This is a genomic window from Paenibacillus tarimensis, from assembly GCF_021532315.1.
Taxonomy (GTDB): domain Bacteria; phylum Bacillota; class Bacilli; order Paenibacillales; family Paenibacillaceae; genus Paenibacillus_I; species Paenibacillus_I tarimensis.
Window position 1 is genome coordinate 191,863 of the sequence record NZ_JAKGAO010000011.1, and the last position, 18,111, is coordinate 209,973.

The 18,111-nt window shown below is 51.8% G+C and carries 18 protein-coding genes; 7 read left to right on the forward strand and 11 right to left on the reverse strand.

The features are described 5' to 3' along the window. Nucleotide 1: 1 nt before the first annotated feature. The 10 genes from L1N82_RS11485 to L1N82_RS11530 all read right to left on the reverse strand — a co-directional run bounded on the left by L1N82_RS11485 (nucleotide 2) and on the right by L1N82_RS11530 (nucleotide 9,529). Entirely contained in the window at nucleotides 2–1,180 is a 1,179-nt protein-coding gene (locus L1N82_RS11485) for a glycosyltransferase family 4 protein (protein WP_235287528.1), read from the reverse strand. Next, a complete protein-coding gene (locus tag L1N82_RS11490; RefSeq protein WP_235287529.1) occupies nucleotides 1,177–2,553 on the reverse strand; it encodes a hypothetical protein in 1,377 nt (458 codons plus the stop codon). The genes L1N82_RS11485 and L1N82_RS11490 overlap by 4 nt, the downstream gene beginning before the upstream one ends. Next, nucleotides 2,543–3,694, reverse strand: a complete 1,152-nt coding sequence (locus tag L1N82_RS11495) for a glycosyltransferase (protein ID WP_235287530.1) — start codon at nucleotides 3,692–3,694, stop codon at nucleotides 2,543–2,545. The genes L1N82_RS11490 and L1N82_RS11495 overlap by 11 nt, the downstream gene beginning before the upstream one ends. Before the next feature lie 35 nt (nucleotides 3,695–3,729). Next, nucleotides 3,730–4,425: a sugar transferase gene (locus L1N82_RS11500; protein ID WP_235287531.1), complete on the reverse strand. Its 696-nt coding sequence runs from the start codon at nucleotides 4,423–4,425 to the stop codon at nucleotides 3,730–3,732. A 2-nt stretch (nucleotides 4,426–4,427) separates the two neighbouring features. Then, a complete protein-coding gene (gene galU, locus L1N82_RS11505; protein ID WP_235287532.1) occupies nucleotides 4,428–5,330 on the reverse strand; it encodes a UTP--glucose-1-phosphate uridylyltransferase GalU in 903 nt (300 codons plus the stop codon). 273 nt (nucleotides 5,331–5,603) lie between these two features. Then, nucleotides 5,604–6,278 carry a CpsD/CapB family tyrosine-protein kinase gene (locus tag L1N82_RS11510; RefSeq protein WP_235287533.1) on the reverse strand — a complete coding sequence of 225 codons (675 nt, stop codon included), beginning with the start codon at nucleotides 6,276–6,278 and terminating at the stop codon, nucleotides 5,604–5,606. After that, a complete protein-coding gene (locus L1N82_RS11515) occupies nucleotides 6,259–7,017 on the reverse strand; it encodes a YveK family protein (RefSeq protein ID WP_235287534.1) in 759 nt (252 codons plus the stop codon). The genes L1N82_RS11510 and L1N82_RS11515 overlap by 20 nt, the downstream gene beginning before the upstream one ends. A 30-nt stretch (nucleotides 7,018–7,047) precedes the next feature. Next, entirely contained in the window at nucleotides 7,048–7,818 is a 771-nt protein-coding gene (locus tag L1N82_RS11520; protein ID WP_235287535.1) for a tyrosine-protein phosphatase, read from the reverse strand. A 340-nt stretch (nucleotides 7,819–8,158) separates the two neighbouring features. Further along, nucleotides 8,159–8,590 carry a hypothetical protein gene (locus tag L1N82_RS11525; protein WP_235287536.1) on the reverse strand — a complete coding sequence of 144 codons (432 nt, stop codon included), beginning with the start codon at nucleotides 8,588–8,590 and terminating at the stop codon, nucleotides 8,159–8,161. Nucleotides 8,591–8,764: 174 nt separating this feature from the next. After that, on the reverse strand, nucleotides 8,765–9,529 hold the full coding sequence (locus tag L1N82_RS11530) for a hypothetical protein (RefSeq protein ID WP_235287537.1): 765 nt from the start codon (nucleotides 9,527–9,529) through the stop codon (nucleotides 8,765–8,767). 491 nt (nucleotides 9,530–10,020) lie between these two features. On the opposite strand from L1N82_RS11530, the gene L1N82_RS11535 reads away from it, so the two are divergent. The 7 genes from L1N82_RS11535 to L1N82_RS11565 all read left to right on the forward strand — a co-directional run bounded on the left by L1N82_RS11535 (nucleotide 10,021) and on the right by L1N82_RS11565 (nucleotide 17,100). Continuing rightward, complete coding sequence (locus tag L1N82_RS11535) at nucleotides 10,021–11,949, forward strand: asparagine synthase-related protein (RefSeq protein WP_235287538.1); 1,929 nt, start codon at nucleotides 10,021–10,023, stop codon at nucleotides 11,947–11,949. A gap of 26 nt (nucleotides 11,950–11,975) precedes the next feature. Next, nucleotides 11,976–12,158, forward strand: coding sequence for a paeninodin family lasso peptide (locus L1N82_RS11540; RefSeq protein ID WP_235287539.1), 183 nt, complete (start codon nucleotides 11,976–11,978; stop codon nucleotides 12,156–12,158). 168 nt (nucleotides 12,159–12,326) lie between these two features. Beyond that, nucleotides 12,327–13,271, forward strand: a complete 945-nt coding sequence (locus L1N82_RS11545; RefSeq protein WP_235287540.1) for an aldolase — start codon at nucleotides 12,327–12,329, stop codon at nucleotides 13,269–13,271. Further along, a complete protein-coding gene (locus L1N82_RS11550; RefSeq protein ID WP_235287541.1) occupies nucleotides 13,261–13,566 on the forward strand; it encodes a lasso peptide biosynthesis PqqD family chaperone in 306 nt (101 codons plus the stop codon). Before L1N82_RS11545 ends, L1N82_RS11550 begins: the two co-directional genes overlap by 11 nt. Nucleotides 13,567–13,594: 28 nt before the next feature. After that, a complete protein-coding gene (locus L1N82_RS11555; protein WP_235287542.1) occupies nucleotides 13,595–14,092 on the forward strand; it encodes a lasso peptide biosynthesis B2 protein in 498 nt (165 codons plus the stop codon). Beyond that, nucleotides 14,082–15,287 carry a nucleotidyltransferase domain-containing protein gene (locus L1N82_RS11560; protein WP_235287543.1) on the forward strand — a complete coding sequence of 402 codons (1,206 nt, stop codon included), beginning with the start codon at nucleotides 14,082–14,084 and terminating at the stop codon, nucleotides 15,285–15,287. Before L1N82_RS11555 ends, L1N82_RS11560 begins: the two co-directional genes overlap by 11 nt. 13 nt (nucleotides 15,288–15,300) lie before the next feature. Next, nucleotides 15,301–17,100 (forward strand): ABC transporter ATP-binding protein, encoded by a 1,800-nt coding sequence (locus L1N82_RS11565; RefSeq protein WP_235287544.1) that lies wholly within the window; start codon nucleotides 15,301–15,303, stop codon nucleotides 17,098–17,100. A 57-nt stretch (nucleotides 17,101–17,157) separates the two neighbouring features. On the opposite strand, the gene L1N82_RS11570 is transcribed toward L1N82_RS11565, so the two are convergent. Beyond that, nucleotides 17,158–18,066, reverse strand: a complete 909-nt coding sequence (locus tag L1N82_RS11570) for a diacylglycerol/lipid kinase family protein (RefSeq protein ID WP_328284476.1) — start codon at nucleotides 18,064–18,066, stop codon at nucleotides 17,158–17,160. Nucleotides 18,067–18,111 lie beyond the last annotated feature (45 nt).

The window sequence follows — 18,111 nt, forward strand, 5'->3', positions numbered from 1 at the left end:
CTTATAACACCTGCTTTATTAGGGGTTCCCGCTGCGCATGAACGCCACCGCCGAACAAGCCGCTTAATATGGCCTTATGGTCATAATGCTTTCGTATATAGTTCTGCGACTGCGTGAGCAGCTTGCCGGCATACGCCCGGTCATCAAGCAGCGACTTGATAGCGCTGCAGAAGTCATCCGGCTGGTCAGCAATCATGATATGCTCCCTGTGAACAAGCCCCGTGCCTTCACAGCCGACTGATGTGGAGACGACAGGCAGGCCATTCTGAATGGCTTCGATCGTCTTAAGCTTGACTCCCGCCCCATTGCGCATCGGGTTGATGAAGAGATATCCCGACCGGTAGATGTCATCCAAACTTTTCGGTGTATCGTGGACTTCGATCCTGCTGAGGCCGTAATCGGTGATCCACTGCGTACCCTGTCCTCTGCTGTTGCCCGCAATGATCAGCTTGTAGCCTTCCTCATTCAACAGCCGGGGATGGACATGCTTCAGATACCACTCTACTGCCTCCCGGTTGTTCGGCATGAACAGGGAGCCAATGAAGACGACATTCTTGGCCGTAAAACTGCTCGTCTCGAAGGTTTCCCTCGTAATCGGCGGCGGCAGAAACAGGCTGCCCTTGTGAGGGTACTCGTTCTTGAATGCATCGTATTCCTTGCTCGATATGAACAGATATTTATCAACATGCTCCGCCAATTTCTTCTGCAGGCCGGCAAACTTGATACTCTCCATCAAGTAGTACAGCTTGTGGGCGGCCTTTCGGGCGCTCCGGCCAAGTGATTTGAAATAAGCCGATTCATTGTTGTGTACCCGCAGCACGATATTGGCACCGCTAATCTGAGAATTATGAAGGATTGGATATACGTAATCCCCTTCTAGCAGCACATGGTCGTACCCCGAGCCAACCTTCAGGCTTCTCAGACGCTTTCTGGATTGCACCTGCAAAGGCAGCGGCGAGAGCAGATCGGTGAACCCGGTCGAACGCCCGCACAGATATACCCCGTTCACAACCTGCTTAACGGCCTCCAGATCGGCAGGTGACGGTTCGTACTTGCCGCAGACGGCCAGGTCAATATCCCAGCCGAGCTCGCTCATGATCTTAATTCTGCCCCAAGTGTCCACCCGCCCGCCGTGATCCGCCGGATATGGAAAATCGCTGCAAACCACTAGTACTTTCATACAGACACCTCGGTTGACGTTGAGGCTGGTTTATGCTGCTGCTGATGCATGAAGAAGCTGATAAAGGCAAACAGCAGCCAGACCTCGTATTTGATTTCAAGTGATATGAAGAGCAGGGAGAACAAGACAAACAGCAGTGTAATATACATCCACATATCCCGCTTGGCTGAAGCAAGCATGTTCCTCGTCAGCGCAAAGAAAAACAAAACAGCTCCTATGCCGCCATACATGATCCATTGAAACACACCGGATTTAACGGCCACATTCTTGTCAGTATTGGCATACATCATCAGCTCGCCCGTGTTGATTTCGCTGATGCCAAACATCTGATAATAGAAATCAGAAAGGATCTGTATGCAGGTCTGCATATTTTTCTCAAAGTAAAGCAGAAATGCCCCTGTTCCGACACCAAACGGGTTGGTAGCGATCGTTACAAGCGAGATCAGGATGGTCCCGAACCTCGTATAGGACGAAGTGTAGTTCTCCATATCATTGTTAAGTGAGCTGATGACAGCCGGCATGAATGTAACCGCCACAATATAGATAGCCGCACAGCCGGCGGCGATCAGCAGGAAGTTCCTCTTCCTCCGAATATCCATAAACTTCAGCATGGCGAATGCCATCGTCGCCAAGAGCACCAGATAAAAGCCCTTGGAGGAAGTGGCAATCAGATAGTTCACGAAGAATGCCCCAATCAGTCCCCAGGTCAACAGCTTGAACAGCTGGGACTTTAGGGAGCTCGCCAGGTATAGGCATATGCCCACGAATACCATTACAATGGTGCCTGTCGTGCTGCTCTCCGAGGTTAAGAGACGCACACGCCAGTACGGCGCAGCCTTCGAATGCAGGAAGGGCAGGGCATATGGCGCGCTGATAAGCTCAATCAGCATGATACCGAAGAGAAGCATTGTCACAGAGAAGAAACTGGCAAACAGCAGTCTCCTGCTCGTGATTTGTGAGAATACAAAATACAAGTGCCTGATGTACAGCAGAATCAGAACCAGGTAAATAATAATCTTGACCGCTTTGGACAGCAGGTTCTCCGTTCCGTAGGTGTAGCTGCCTTGCAGAAAATGGATGTACACATAGAGCAGACTCACCACGGTGGTATAGACAACAAACAGGGTCATGTACTTCTGAAGCTTGGTCATGTAGAGCAGCCTCTTATGTCTGGACAGCAGCAGCAGCTCGCAGAACAAAAAGAAAGGCAGCATCAGGATAACGGGAGTCCGTCCGATCTCACCCACCATGTTAACGAGCGGGAAGTCCTGATATACGGTTATGACCAGCAAAAACATCAGGTAGACAGAGAAGAGCAGCTGCCTGCCCTTCGAAGCCGCCGCCCCGCTTTCGTTATGATGGTTAGCCTCCATGCTGATCTCCTACTTTACTATGAGCAACAGGCGCACTAATCACTGCCGTCCTGTTTCCTCTGTATTCAAGTGACTTCACATATACCTCCTCAATCTTCTCATTCATAACGGAGGCGTGAAACCGCTCGGCAAAGCTTGCCAGGCACCTGTCATGCATGCTGACCAGCTGCTCCTTGCTAAGCTCCTTCAATATCCGGTACAGCTCATCAGGCTGATCGAAGTCAAAGACAAACCCGTTCACACCCGGTTGAATAATCTCCTTAAGAGCACCCCGGTTGCTCACAATTACCGGCTTCCCGCTGCGCAGCGCCTCAATGGCTACAATGCCGAAGCCCTCCCATCTAGACGGAACAATAACCGCATCCGCGCTGTGAATATAGCGGTCAATCTCCTTGTTATCGACCCAGCCGTAATGAGTGGCGTTAGGGGGGAAGCTGTGAGAGTGTCCGTCCTGGAGCACCGACCCGCCCACGAGCATCAGATGGATATGCTGCAGATCGTGCTTATGGAAGGTATCCAGCAGCAGGTCAAAGCCCTTCTGGCGGTCAAATCTTCCAATGAACAGCAGGTTGACCTTATCATTCTTTACCTGTACCGGCTCCACTTGCTCTTTGCCTCTACGGTCAGACACACCGTTATAGATGACAACAGACTTGTGAGCTGGCAGCTTATACTTTAGGGAAGTCTCATACTCATTATTGGAAATATTGATTATGGCATCTGTTGCCGCACTGAGCATACGCTCAACGAAACCGTAGGCCCGTTTCTTCCAGGCCGATGTGTCCATTAGGAATGCCCAGCCGTGCGAGCAGTAGATGGTGACTGGACGCTTCCGCCAGCCAAGCATCGTCATTCTAGCGAATACACCGGCGAATGTGCCGTGAACATGCACAATATCCGGCTGCAGCTGCCTGATCGCTTTGCGGATCTTGAAAATCGCAGCGAGCATGTATTTGGGCTTTCGCCTGTAGGGGTACAAGGTTAGCCGCTCCCTGCTGATCTGCAGGGTATCCGGGTTTGAATTATGTTCTGATGCGATCAGGTAGATATCATGCCGGTCACGCTGGTAACTCAGCACTTCGTTCAGATGAGTTTCCACCCCGCCCTTGGTATACTCAACGACGTGAAGGATTTTGGCCATTTGCTCGTCCTCCTACTTCGGAAAAGCTTCGCTTGCTAAAAGGCGTCCTTGGAACCAAGCAGGACACGCACGGTGCGCAGCAGGATTTTCAAATCCATCCAAAAGCTCTTCCGCTGAATGTATTCCAGGTCAAGCTCAACCATCTCCTTGAAAGTGAGCTCGCTGCGCCCGCTAACCTGCCATAGACCCGTGCACCCTGGGGTCACAAGCAGCCTGAGCTTGTCATACTCGGAATATTGGTCAACCTCTCTCGGCAGCGGAGGCCTGGGTCCCACTAACGACATCTCGCCCTTAATGACATTGAGCAGCTGGGGAAGCTCGTCAATACTCGTCTTGCGAATCAGCTTGCCGACGCGTGTAACCCGGGGGTCGTCCTTCATCTTGAACATTGCGCCTTCCACTTCGTTCTTCTCCAGCAGCTGTCCGAGCAGCTCCTCCGCATTGGAAACCATAGAGCGGAATTTGTACATCCGGAAGGGCTTCTCATTCTTGCCGACCCGGATCTGGCTAAAAAAAACAGGACCCCTCGGGTCCTCCAGTTTAATAATGATGGCTAACAAAAGAAAAAGAGGGGCCAGTAAAATCAGCCCCACAGCAGATGCCGTGAAATCAAAGCATCGTTTCATAATAAAGTATGAGGTCTGGCTTTTTCCGGTCCCCAGCACTGTCTTAGCGTAATAAGCTCCGGATGTTACTGCAACTTCCGCTTCATTTTGCCGTGGCGGCGTCATGGTCACTCACCTCTCGGGACGGTATAAGCATTGACACGCTCTCTCTCCACGATTTCCTCCATAGCAGTCAGGAGCGGATGCTTCAGGTCATTACGGCGAAGTGCAAAATCCAACATCGTTAAAATAAAGCCGAGCTTCTCACCCACATCATAGCGCTGCCCTTCGAAATTATAAGCAAAGACGCCCTTATCCAGATTCAGCATCTGAATCGCATCGGTCAGCTGAATCTCGCCGCCGGCTCCAATCTCCTGCTTATCCAGGTAGTCGAAAATATCCGGAGTAAGCACGTAACGGCCCATAATAGCCAGGTTAGAAGGCGCATGCCCTTGCGGCGGCTTCTCTACAAAGCGGTTGACCTCATACAGCCGGCCCATTGAATCCCGCGGATCCACTATGCCGTAGCGGTGCGTTTGATCCACATCAACGGTTTGCACGCCGATCACTGATTTGCCCGTGCTTTCATATTGTTCAATAAGCTGCCGGGTGCATGGTACTTCACCCTGCACAATATCATCACCCAGAAGAACCGCGAAGGGCTCATCCCCGATGAAATTTCTGGCGCACCAGACAGCGTGCCCAAGACCCTTGGCCTCCTTCTGTCTGATGTAATGTATATCGACGTGAGAGGAACGGCGGACTTCTTCAAGCAGCTCAAACTTCCCTTTGTTTTCCAAGGTATGCTCCAGCTCGAACGCTACATCAAAATGATCCTCAATCGCCCGTTTACCTTTGCCGCTCACAATAATAATGTCCTCGATGCCCGACTCCATTGCTTCCTCCACGATGTACTGAATGGTCGGCTTGTCAACAATCGGAAGCATTTCCTTCGGCATGGCCTTCGTGGCCGGGAGGAATCGAGTCCCAAGACCTGCTGCCGGAATGATAGCCTTTCTTACCTTTTTCATCTCGATCACCTATCCTTTTCTCTTTTTATTTCTGCTTCCCTTGTTGTAAACGTGCAAACCATACGCTCTTAAGCACCATAAGAACGCATGGTTTGGCCGTTTACCGGCCAAATCAGGGCATCAAACCCCTCCTCACATCACACCCTTGACGATAAACGTCTAAGGCCGGCTGGCCCACAGCATGACCGAGTGCCTCCGTTGATAAAGGTGAAGGAGACATTACCTGGAATCTCCTGCGTTAGAGAAATCCGTTAGACCGTTTGTTCTTTCTTCCTAGTAGTAGTGATAGTAGCTTTCTCTGTCGCTGCGCTTAACGTTATTGAGAACAACGCCGAGAATCTTGGCGTGCACGCGATCCAGACAGGCCTTGGCCTTCACGGCGGAATCCCTCTTCACCCTGCCCGAATCGATTACAAGAAGCACCCCGTCACACTGGGTCGCTACAATCTGCGCATCCGTCACAGCCAGCAGCGGCGGTGTATCCAGAATGATCATGTCGTACATGCCTCTCAACTCTTCCAGCAAGGCCGTCATACGTTTGGATGTCAGCATCTCCGACGGGTTCGGTGCGATCGCGCCCGCCGGCAGAACATACAGGTTATCTACGTTTACCGGCAGAATGACATCGTTTAAATCAGCCTGGTGGCTGAGCAGCGCAGTCAGACCCACGCGGTTTGATAACCGGAAAATATGATGCTGGGTCGGCTTACGCATGTCTGCGTCAATCAGCAGCACCCTCTTGCCTGCCTGCGCATAAGCTATGGCAAGGTTCGCTGAGGTGGTGCTTTTGCCTTCACTGGTTTTCGTGGAGGTAATCATGATCGTCTGGGTTTTGCTGTCCAGATTGGAGAATTCAATGCTGGTGCGAAGAACTTTATATGCTTCTGAAACCGGTGAATTCTGATTGATCTCTGTGATCAGATGGATGTTACGTGTCGACCGAGACATTGCCTTCCCCCCTTAACGGTTGTGCTGCTGCAGTATGCTTGGTACGAGACGGGCTGCGGTCGGAATTCTTCACCCGCGGTATACTTGTCAAGGTGGATAAACCAAGCGCCTGTTCAACATCTGTGCTGGTTTTGATCGTGTCATCCAGGTAGTCAAGCAGGAAAGCCAGAGCCACCCCAAGCATCAAGGCGAGCATAATGCTCACCGCCATATTCATGGTCGGATTCGGCGAAACGGGACGGGCAGCAGCGCTTGGATCTGCCTCATTGAGAATGCTGACATTATCAACATTCATCAGCTTTGGAATCTCCCGCTGGAAGACTTCGGCGACTGCATTAACCATGTTGGCCGCCCTGGCATAAGAGGCATCGGCAGCTGCCAGTGTGATGATCATGGTATCGCTGACAGAGGCCACATTAATCTTTGATATCAACTCGTTAGCATTTGTTTTCAGATCGGGATATTCGCTTGCGACGACCCCCATAATACGGGAGGTGCGAATAATTTCTTTGTAGGTCTTTACCAGCTGAATGCTCGTGTTAATGGAACCAAGTTCAACATTCCCTGCAGCCTCAGCAGGCTTTTGACTCGGGTTTACAATCAGCTTCGTCGAGGCTTGATACTGGGGAACCACAAGCTTGTAAGAATAGAAGCCCGTTACCGCCCCCAGCACAATAACCAGCAATCCGATCAACCACAACCTCCTGCGGACAATAGCCCAGTACTGTTTCAGTTCCAATTTGTCTCCTCCGTTAATTCAAAGTTCCGCTCAGCGGTGGAAGCCGTACCACCGGCGTTTGCCCGGGAGCGGTTGTTGTCTTTCCAGGGGCATGTTCTCCACCACGCATCTCGCATTCCTGATCCACCAGTCAACCTGCTCAGTACCAAACAACTTGCCCAGTATCCAGTAGGTCTCCGTCAGACCAGGCATACGCACATGATGATCATGGCAATCAGATGCTATAAAATGAATCAGCTGACGGCGGCACAGCTGAATGGCTGTACGCCGCGCCCGATAGCCGTTCCGCCCCAACACAGAAGGCGCATTAATCTGTAAAAGCGCGCCGCTTCTCTCAAGTGCTGCGGCAAGCTCCAGATTGGCAACTATACTCGGGTTGCGCTCCGGATGCGCTATGATCGGCTGCAGCTCCAGCAGCTTGAGCTCATGAACAAGCTCCTGTGTGGCCTCAAGGTCAAACTTGGGCTGCAGCTCTATCAGCAGATAATTGCTGTCATGGAGCGTGAGCAGCTGTCCGCCGTTCAGGTCATCCAATACATCTGCCGGCTGGTTCACCCGTATCTCTTGACCGCTGTAGACCGTAAGCGGAATTCGGGAGTCAGCAAGTGCTTTATTGAATGCAGCAACAGCCTCTCTAACCTGACCCGGCCCGGAGCGATAACGGGATGTTCTGGCGTGCGGTGTAGCGACCATCCCGTATATACCTTCGCTTGCCGCGTATTCAGCCATCTTCAGCGCTTCCTCCAGCGATTGGGCGCCGTCATCCAGACAGGGCAGGATATGTGTATGAATATCAATCATAGCCCGCTCACTAAGTTATTCGTTACGCGACCCCTTATGCAAAAAAAATATTGGAATAGCTTTAATGGATGATTTCGCATAACTCATCTGCCTTTCATAGATTTTTCACATGACGGAACGCGAAAAGCCGGCTCGCTTACGATATAGCATGCCTGCTGACTCTGCCCAGGGAACCTCTGTGCCTGCAACTGTTTCAATTCACTTACATAGAACCCCCGTCTTTCGACATTCATTCCATTTGCCAAATTTTATTCAATTAGAGAATCTGTCGAGTTAATTATATTCAATATGAATAACTTTGTAAATAAAAAAATGACGTCCTCCGTTAGTTAGCCTGACATCAACCGCAATGCCGCTGCTGTTCCTTCAGAAAATCGTCCAGTTTCCCCCCATCTAGTACATGCTTCATGAGATCTTCAAACGTACAAGAAAGACCCTGTTCCTTGAAGAGCAGGTTGAGCAGTAAAGCCAGATCAATTACGGGCTTCTCAGGCGCAGGAGCATACTCCCGCTGGTCATAGCTGTAGACATACTCCTTCCTGAGCGGGTATTGCGTTTCATAAAGCAGCTCTGCTATTGTAAAGGTCTTTGCTGTGCGATCACCATCACTGCTTATTGCCGGATCATCTGCCAACCGCTGCAGGAACTCGTTCACAAGCATCTCCTTATGCTCATCCACCGTCTCTCCAGCGGTCCCGCCGGATCTCACATTTATCGTATTATGGTTCACTTTTGCTTCTTCGGGGGAATATGAGTTGCCGCGTTTTCCCACATTCAACACTCCTCTGCAGTATTCGATAAGAAAATATTATTCTATTTAGTTATTCGATATGAATAATTATAGAGTGTAAGAAGCAAAAAATGTGTCGAAATCTGCTGTTCTCCAAAACTTTTTTCTGAAAACGGTTAATCCGGCTACAATCTTCGCCAGATGAACACTTGATTCTTACTTGCTTATTTCCAATAATGCAAGCAGCTTTAACGCATGATATTCTTCTGAGCTCAGCTTGCTCTTCAAGCTGCTCTTCAACGTCTCCTTCTCCTCTTCAGTGATTCCGTCCTCCGCCATGGCCACAAATTCCCGCAGCTCACCAATTGAAAACCGCTTAAGCAGCAGCTGCAAGGCCTCCTCCTTCGTTATTAATGTGAGCTCCTGCTTTGCTTCTGCCGGCTTGGCGGCTACGGCCTTGTTGTCTTCGGAGCCCTTCTTATCGTTTGCCGCTCCATCAGCTCCTATTGCCATCGCAGGCCTATCCTCTTCACTGCCCGCCGCTTGATCCGCCCTGTCTCTGCCTCTATCGGTTGTTTTTCCCGCCTCCGGCTCAGTGCTGTCACCCGGTGTAACCGGCAACCCTCCTTTTTCACTTCCTTGCTCAAGCTCGGACTCAAGGAGAGCCATGACAGCGGGATCACTGCGCAGCGCTTCAATCTCTTCCTTGCTGATTACCTTCTCGGACAACTCTTTCATTAATCTGTCTGCAAGCATATTCAACCCAATCTGATAACCGGCTGTTCCAATACTGAGAACAATTACACCCGTTATCGTCCATTTCGCCCATCGCGGTATGCCTGGCCTCTTACCTTGACGCATCATATAACGGCGAGGCTTACTCCCGCGCGCAAGCCACTGCTCGCCGGCCGCGTTCTTGTACCTGCGGAAACCGAGCATCTTCCAATAGAAGGGCGTATGCATCCGCTTCTTCTGTTCCACAGCAGCAACTCCTTTTCAACCAGTACTTTCACAGCCGACAGATTATTCGATACGAATAACTTACACGTCTTTATTTTAGTTTGTTCTCTGCACGGCAACAAGCCCCCATTTACATCTTTATTCCAGCGGATATGCGGTTTCGTAAAGCGCCCAATCTGTGTTTGTGAATCATCTAATTATGAAAGCGATTACAAGAATATTCACCATTTTAACGCATATGGATATCTTCGGTGCTTCTTCTACCAGCCTGGCTTATGCCATTGGAGCAATAACTCTAGCGGCTCACCAACTCTCCATGCCTATCTGCCATGAGATAACAAGGACCTCGGGCCCATAATTTTCATTTTAGTTTGCGTTTTGAATAATATTATGTATAATATGAGCAAAAAGGTGCGCGTTTAGTATTACTATTCTAGTATAGAGTTAATTGTCAGAATACTTAACCTACTAAGTCAGAAAGCAACTTCAATTACCCGGGACAGGAGGAATCTATGAGCGCCATTGCAGGTATTCTTAAGCAGAACAGCCATCCGGTAACCGCTGAGGAAAGAAGTTCCTTATTGGAATCCCTGGCCGTTTACAAGCATGACCGTCTGGATAGTCTGCATGCCGGTTCCCTGTTTCTTGGCAGCGCCCTTCGGTGTATAACTCCGGAGTCTGTAGATGAGCAGCTCCCCCGCCGTCACCCGAGCCTTCGCCTGACTATTGTCTCGGATGCAATTCTTGATAACCGTGAAGAACTGGCCGTCCTGCTGCAGCTGGATACCGCTGAAGCAGGTAATCTGCCGGATAGTGAATATATTCTGCTTGCCTACAACAAATGGGGCTCACGCACACCTGAGTTCCTGCTGGGCGATTACGCCTTTGTCATCTGGGATGAAACGGAGCACCAGCTTTTTGCCGCCCGTGACCCGCTTGGCAATCGGACCCTGTACTACACATATGACAGCGGAGATTTTGCATTCTGCTCGGCAATCGCTCCGCTGCTGTCCCTTCCAGGCAGAGCCAAGCAGCTTAATCACTCCTGGTTCGCCGAGTTTTTGGCTATACCCATGATGCTGGATTCCACAGAAGTTGGCTCAACAGCCTATAAGGGCATCTTGCAGCTCCCCCCTTCCAGTACGCTTGTGTTAAAGAATAGCAAGCTAATTACACACGCTTATGACAGCAACCTGATTCCTCATGAACCGATACTCTATAAGTCAAATGCGGATTACGAGGAAGCATTCCGCCATGTATTTGATGATGCTGTTAAAACCCGCTTACGCACTCACCGCCGGGTTGCAGCTACACTTAGCGGCGGGCTCGACTCCGGTGCCGTAGTCGGATTTGCCGCAAATCCGCTCAGGGCAGCCGGTAAGAAGCTGTACACCTATAGTTATGTGCCCGCAACCGACTTTACACAGTGGAAATCACGCTCCCGGCTCGCTGACGAGTCGCCCTATATCCGTGCTACAGTCCAACATGTCGGCAACATTGAACCGGGCTACCATGCCTTTGATGCAATGAGCTCATACAGTGAGCTCGACGAATGGCTCTCCATCTTGGAGTCACCCTATAAATTTTTTGAGAATTCATTCTGGATTAAGGGTATCTACGAGGAAGCCGCCCGGCATGATACTGGGATCCTGTTAACAGGCGCAAGAGGAAACAATACGATTTCTTGCGGCTCGGCCCTTGATTACTACATACTGCTGGTCCGCAGAGCGCGATTGCTTACGTTTTACAGAGAACTAAGAAGCTATAGCAGGGTGATGGGCGTCGGCAGGAAAAAAATTCTTTCTATTATAAGCCGTAATGCCATCTCCACGCCCTATGCCAGCAAGCACAATGACTTCCCCCTTCTCATCCATCCGGATTTTGCAGAGCAGACGAATGTGATCGAGAAGCTGCGGGAGAAGGATGTCGGACTAACCGCCTCACGCCGGGACGGATTCGAGGAACGGCGATATTACTTCCGCAGTCCCGCCCTGCTCAACATGCAGGCAACCTCCAGTGCCAAGCTGCTCATGCGGTATGGCATCGCTGAGCGGGACCCGACCGCGGATGTCAGAGTCATACGTTTCTGTATGAGCATTCCGCTTGACCAGTATGTACAGAACGGCATGGATCGCGCTTTGGTACGCAGGATCACGAAGGGATATCTTCCCGACCAAGTGAGGCTGAACCAGCGCGTCCGCGGCGTGCAAGGGGCTGACTGGCTGCACCGGGTAGCCAGCTCTTGGGACCGGGTGCGAAGCGAACTGGAGCAATTATGCCAGGACTCTGCCGCATCTAGCCTGATGAATACTGAGCAGATCAAGATCTATCTTTCGCAAGCTAATGAGCCCGGCAAGGTAGAGAGTGCGTTCCGGGATGAGTACCGCTATTTAATGAAGTGTCTGATCGCTTACCGGTTTCTGAAGCAGTTTACAGCTTAATATCGCTTGAAAGGAGGTGAGAGAGAATGACTAAGAAAACTTGGAATCAACCAACACTTGAAAGTCTGGACGTTAGTGCAACAATGGCTGGTGTAGGTTCACAGTATATTGACTGGACTTATGTAGGCGGCCAGCTTGACCTCGACGTTACGGACGATCCTTCCAGCGGTATCCCGGTACCGCAAATCCCTGGTCTGCCAGTATCGTAGTTTGAACTTTTGCTTACTTAGTTATGAACTGCCGCCCTTATACAGCTACCAGGTGTATAAGGGCACCTTTTTTACATCCCGTTGATAACGTCCCGGAACGAACACTGCCGCAGCCTGACAGCGGACTGTCGCCCGGTCAATATATACAGGAATAAGGTGGGGCATAAGATGGCGCTATCTCAAGGGTTCACCTATAAGGCTTTTGGCCTGACGATCGCAAGTGACGTCCCCCTGCCAGAGCTCACTCCGTTTGGCGGGCTTGCTAAGCTGCCGGATGTCACTCTAACAATTGCGGAACTGGCTGACGAGTGGCACAGCCTGACACCGGTATTCGAGTACTACGGCTTCCCCCGCCCTTGCCGGTTTCTTTTTCATATTCCAGGCACTGCAATCATTAGCGTAACAGACGGTTGCGAAATTCAGATCTCGCCTATGCAAGGGGCAGACTGGGATCAGATCAGAGTCTATCTGCTTGGAACAGGCATTGGAGCCCTGCTGCTGCAGAGAAGGATTCTGCCACTTCACGGCAGCTCGGTGGTTATTGAGGGGAAGGCATACGCCTTTGTTGGGGATTCAGGAGCCGGAAAATCAACCTTGGCCGCCGCTTTCGTAAGTCAAGGCTGCCCAATTATTACCGATGATGTCATCGCCGTGCAGCTTGGAGAGGATGATGTCCCCGTGACAGCTCCGGCTTATCCCCAGCAGAAGCTGTGGGATGAGAGCCTCACCAATCTCGGCATGGAAAGCAGCTCTTATCGCCATCTGTCCAGCGAATTAAAAAAGTTCGCGGTACCGGTTCAAGCGAGCTTTGCCGAACGGCCCGTACCGCTGGGCGGGATCATCGAGCTTCGCCCCGACAGCGAGGCTTCAAGAATCCGGATCGAGCAGCTGCGCGGTCTCCATAGGCTGCCTCTGCTTCGCTACCATACCTTCCGGAATTTTCTCGTCCCTCATCTTGGCCTCAAGCAGTGGCATTTTGAGACTGCAGCCCGGCTTGCTTCCAATACGCCAGTCTATCGGCTATTCCGGCCTGTTGCGGGCTTCAGCGCGGTGCAAATAACCGATACCCTACGTTCTTTTATTAAGGAAGGAGAACTACAGTATGGCAGCTAATACGGCAATAACAGCTTTAGACAAAATTATGCAGGCGCACGGCGGGCTGGTTACCGATATGGACGGCGAGAAGGTTATGATGAGTATTGCCAATGGAAAGTATTACAGCCTGGGTGAAGTCGGAAGCCGGATTTGGGAGCTTGCTGCCACGCCGGTCAGCATGGAAGACATTATCTCCACACTTCTTGAAGAATACGAAGTCGATCCTGCTGCCTGCCGTACAGAGGTAGCCGCATTCCTAGAGCAGCTGCGCCGGGAAGGGCTTATTCAAATCACTCCCGCAGACAGCCTGTAGGAAGTAGGAATAACGAGGAGGCTTTGCCATGTGGCGCAGAGTACGTAAATTGGCCGCCGTCCCCTTTGCCATAAAGCTCTTAATGATCGAAGCGTTCTTCTACCTGGCATGGGCCCGGATCTTGAAGGCTGTCCCGTTTGCGAGGATCGCTCCGTCGCTGGGCATACAGATGGAGGAAACGCCCTGGGAGTCGGACCCCGCCGTACAGGACTTGCAGAGCCAAATTTCCTATGTTGTCCGCCTTGTCAGCCGTTATACCTGGTGGGAGTGCCAATGCCTAGTCATGGCTATTGCCGCCATGAAGATGATGCGGCGGCGCAGAATTGAAAGCACGCTGTATCTGGGTACGGGCAGAGATCGTAACGGAAGCATGATTGCCCACGCTTGGCTAAGAAGCGGCCCTTATTATATTACCGGATACGAAACCATGTCCAGATTCACCATAGTCGGCACCTTCGCCTGTTACCCGGGCCGCTCCGCAGCCGGCTACAAGAAGAGCCAAAGGAGCCTTGGAAATGAACACTGACCCTGTGCTTAACCGAAGCTCGCTCTCCCCGGAGCTGTCTCTGCTTCTCTTGCTATCAGCCGCGGAGGATCACGAGGATTCGGCCGCTGCCATAGCAGCAGCTTCAGAGAATAGGCATATGGACTGGAGACTATTCCTCCGGCTTGCAGAGCATCATCGGACTTATCCATCCGTCTACCTGCAGCTGAAACGGGCTGCTGCTCACAACAACCCGGCTATCCCGCAGGAGCTCATGCAAGCACTTCATGCCCTGTATACCCGCAATACCTTTCAGATGCTGCATCTGAGTGCTGAAATGACCAAGGTTTGCGGCAGGATGAGCAGTCAAGGCATACGTATGCTGGTCTTGAAGGGCCCCGCGCTTGCCAAACACCTATATGGTGATATCTCTCTTCGCACCTCGAAGGATCTGGATGTCCTTGTTGCACCAGCGGATGTTACAGCCGCTGCCCAGCAGCTTGTACAGATGGGCTATACAACAGATTACGCGTGCCACGAACTGTTCCATCTGTGGAAGCGCAAAACGCATCATATCTCTTACTATCACCCTGTGCATCGCACCATGGTAGAGGTCCACTGGCAGTTGGACCCTCACAAGGGCAGCGAGCCTTCCTTTGAATCCATCTGGGACCGGAGGCGGACGATGCTCTTCTCCGGTACTCCTGTTCATACACCGGGGGATCAGGAACTGCTGCTGTATCTGGCCATCCATGGCGCTCGGCATGGGTGGTTCCGCCTTCGCTGGCTTGCAGATGTCGACAGATTGCTGCGAAGCAGCCTTGTGCTTCACGAGCGGCTGCCAGCCGGCTGCGACTATGCCTACCAGGCTATAGTCGGGCAGGCGATGCTGCTGTCTGCAGGTCTATTTGGCACACCGCTGTCTAAGGATGATGAAGACTTGTACGCTAATGACAGGGCACACCGGCTGGCTCGGACAGCACTGCCTTTCATTCTCAGCGGGAAACGTTGTCCTGACGAGAGTAACAAACAGGCCGTACGTGAATTCAGACACTACCTCTTGGCTCAAATGTCGGTCCGACAGCGTCTGGATTACTATACCAAGCCTCTCTTCCCCAGCTCACGTGATGCCGTTCAGCTGCCGATGCCTAGACCGCTGCATTTTTTATACTTCCCACTGCGGCCGCTGTTGTGGCTGTGGCGACATTTCAGGCGGCAACCCCTGACAAGGGGATAAGGAGGACTTGATTATGAAATCTATCTGGATCTATGTGAAGCGTCTGCATCACTTTGCAGGAGCCAAGCTGTACTTGAATATGATCAGCATGACACTGATCAGTCTCTTTGAGGGCATCGGTATTCTGCTGCTAGTTCCACTGCTTAGCGTATCCGGGCTGTTTGCTGTCGGCTCGGCTAATTTCCCCCTGCTGGATCAGGCTACTGCCCCGCTTCGCAGCCTGCCGGAACATCTTATTCTGCCTGTCATACTGGGCCTTTACATGCTGCTCATTATTGTGCAGAGCTACCTTCAGAAGCAGCAGACCGTACTGAATATAGAAATTCAACAAAGCTTCGCCCGTCATCTGCGTCTGCAGGTATACCGTGATCTGCTCCAGTCTAACTGGTCATTTTTTTTGCGCAAGCGCAAGTCCGACTTTAATCACATCTTTACTTCGGAGCTGACCCGGGCGAGTCAAGGCACCCACCTTTTCTTGAGACTGGTAACGTCCCTTATATTCACCGTCATTCAGATTGGCCTGGCGTTCTGGCTGTCCTTCCAGCTGACCCTGTTCGTCCTCATCAGCGGTCTGCTCCTCGCCCTGTACGCCAGACGGTTTATCCGTCATGCCAAATCGCTTGGCACCCGGACAACCGAGCTATCCCAGAGCTATATGTCGGCCCTGAACGATCATTTCAACGGCATTAAGGACATTAAGAGCAACCTGCTGGAGCGGCAGCATATGGGCTGGTTCCGCGCGCTTTGCGACCGGATGGAGCAAAATATGGTCCAGTTCGCCAAGCTCCAGACTTCAAGCCAGTTCTTCTACAAATCCGCATCTGCGGTGCTGATCGCCCTGTTTATCTACTTCTCCTTCGAGGTTCTGCAGGTGCCGGTCGAACAACTGCTCTTGATCATTGTAATCTTCTCCCGTCTGTGGCCGAGGTTCTCCTCCATTCAATCCAGCTGGGAGCAGATTGTGCAATCGACCCCCGGCTTTGACAGTCTAATAGCGCTGGAAGCCGAGTGCGCGGCAGCCAGAGAACAGGAAATTCGTGAGGGCCAGCCCCAGCAAGAGCCGCTGCGCATTAAACACAGCATGGAATGCCATCAGGTTCACTACCGTTATAATGATGCATATGACACCTATGCCTTAAAGGATATTAACCTGCGTATCCCTGCCAACAGCATGACGGCTGTAGTCGGCAAGTCTGGAGCGGGTAAGAGCACGCTGATTGACCTGCTCATCGGGCTGATTGAACCCGAACAGGGCCGAATCACGGTTGATGGAGTACCATTAACCGGTGACCGGATCTTCGCACTGCGTGCCTCAGTCAGCTATGTCTCCCAGGAGCCCTTCTTGTTCAACAGCAGCATCCGTGACAACCTTCACCTTGTCGATCCAGATGCCAGTGACTCCAAAATATGGGAGGCGCTTGAATTCGCTTCGGCGGCGGCTTTTGTCAGGGACCTGCCTCAAGGCCTTGATACCGTTATCGGGGATCGCGGCGTGCGCTTGTCTGGCGGGGAGCGCCAGCGGATTGTACTTGCACGCGCCATTCTGCGCAAGCCGTCCATCCTGGTGCTGGATGAAGCGACCAGCGCGCTGGACACCGAGAATGAAGCGAAGATTAAAGAATCGCTCGACCGCTTGAAAGGATCGCTTACCATCATTGTAATCGCCCACCGGCTCTCTACGATCCGGAACGCCGATCAGGTTATTGTCCTTGAGGAAGGTCGTATTATTCAGCAGGGAGGCTTCCAGCAGTTGTCCGGCGAGAGCGGAACGTTTGGCAGGCTGCTGCGGTTTCAGGGCGAAATGAACGGCTAATATGACTGTCTATGCATAAAAGGGCCGCGGAACCTGTCTGGTTCCGCGGCCCGCAATTTATGGGGTAGTAACAGCCGGCTTGAATACACGCAGCCTGCGGCAATGTGTTCGCAGCACAGCGGGGGTATTCATATAGATCTCCCCGTCCATATCAGCCTTCATCGGCTGCTGGGTCGCCAGGGTTACCTTGGCGCACTGGAAGTAATCAACATTTCCGCCCTCCGGCTTCCAGGCTGAAGGATCCCTGCGGCTTAGCACCTCAAAAAGCAGAGAAAGTCCGGCTTCCCTTACAACAAATATATCCAGCAGCCCGTCCTGAAGCCCCGCTACCTCAAGCGGCAGCGTATTCGTTCCAATAGAGCGGCCGTTAAACGCAAGGATCATAACCGCTTCGCCTGTTCGCTCCTCCTCGTCCATCACCAGCCGGTAGGCAAAGGATTCCGCTGAATTCAGAACCTGCAAAGAACTCAAAAAATAACTCAGCTTGCCAAAGTGGCTCTTTAAGCCCTCATCAATGTTTTCCGAGGCCGCCGTAATAAGTCCCACACCGAAGAAATTACTGAAATACCGGCCGTTGGCCTCCCCTATATCGATGGGAACAGGTTCCGTATCCAGTACAAGCCTTGCTGCTTCCTCCAGATCGAGTGGAATACCCAAGCTTCTCGCGAAATCATTGCACGTGCCTCCAGGCAAAATTCCAAACGGCGGCGGTGACTGCAGCGCAGCAAGCCCATTTATACATTCGTGTACCGTACCGTCCCCGCCAAGAGATAACAGTAAGTCGAATTCCATCGCCCTCTCCCGGCAAAGGCGCTCTGCATCCCCCGGACATTCAGTTTGCAATAGGGCCAGCTCCCCAACGCCCGGCCCCAGGACACCGGCCGTTATACCCAGCCGTTCTTGAAGGGCAGACTGCCCTGCATGGCCGTTGTAAATTACAGCAGCCTTTCTGTATATCGCCTCCACCTCATTTCCCCCTAACTTCGTACTGGCAAGGCATGACACAACCCG

Coding starts and splice junctions, on each gene's coding strand:
- L1N82_RS11485 (WP_235287528.1), bottom strand. CDS start 1,180: ATGAAAGTACTAGTGGTTTGCAGCGATTTTCCATATCCGGCGGATCAC.
- L1N82_RS11490 (WP_235287529.1), bottom strand. CDS start 2,553: ATGGAGGCTAACCATCATAACGAAAGCGGGGCGGCGGCTTCGAAGGGC.
- L1N82_RS11495 (WP_235287530.1), bottom strand. CDS start 3,694: ATGGCCAAAATCCTTCACGTCGTTGAGTATACCAAGGGCGGGGTGGAA.
- L1N82_RS11500 (WP_235287531.1), bottom strand. CDS start 4,425: ATGACGCCGCCACGGCAAAATGAAGCGGAAGTTGCAGTAACATCCGGA.
- galU (WP_235287532.1), bottom strand. CDS start 5,330: ATGAAAAAGGTAAGAAAGGCTATCATTCCGGCAGCAGGTCTTGGGACT.
- L1N82_RS11510 (WP_235287533.1), bottom strand. CDS start 6,278: ATGTCTCGGTCGACACGTAACATCCATCTGATCACAGAGATCAATCAG.
- L1N82_RS11520 (WP_235287535.1), bottom strand. CDS start 7,818: ATGATTGATATTCATACACATATCCTGCCCTGTCTGGATGACGGCGCC.
- L1N82_RS11535 (WP_235287538.1), top strand. CDS start 10,021: ATGAGCGCCATTGCAGGTATTCTTAAGCAGAACAGCCATCCGGTAACC.
- L1N82_RS11540 (WP_235287539.1), top strand. CDS start 11,976: ATGACTAAGAAAACTTGGAATCAACCAACACTTGAAAGTCTGGACGTT.
- L1N82_RS11545 (WP_235287540.1), top strand. CDS start 12,327: ATGGCGCTATCTCAAGGGTTCACCTATAAGGCTTTTGGCCTGACGATC.
- L1N82_RS11550 (WP_235287541.1), top strand. CDS start 13,261: ATGGCAGCTAATACGGCAATAACAGCTTTAGACAAAATTATGCAGGCG.
- L1N82_RS11555 (WP_235287542.1), top strand. CDS start 13,595: ATGTGGCGCAGAGTACGTAAATTGGCCGCCGTCCCCTTTGCCATAAAG.
- L1N82_RS11560 (WP_235287543.1), top strand. CDS start 14,082: ATGAACACTGACCCTGTGCTTAACCGAAGCTCGCTCTCCCCGGAGCTG.
- L1N82_RS11565 (WP_235287544.1), top strand. CDS start 15,301: ATGAAATCTATCTGGATCTATGTGAAGCGTCTGCATCACTTTGCAGGA.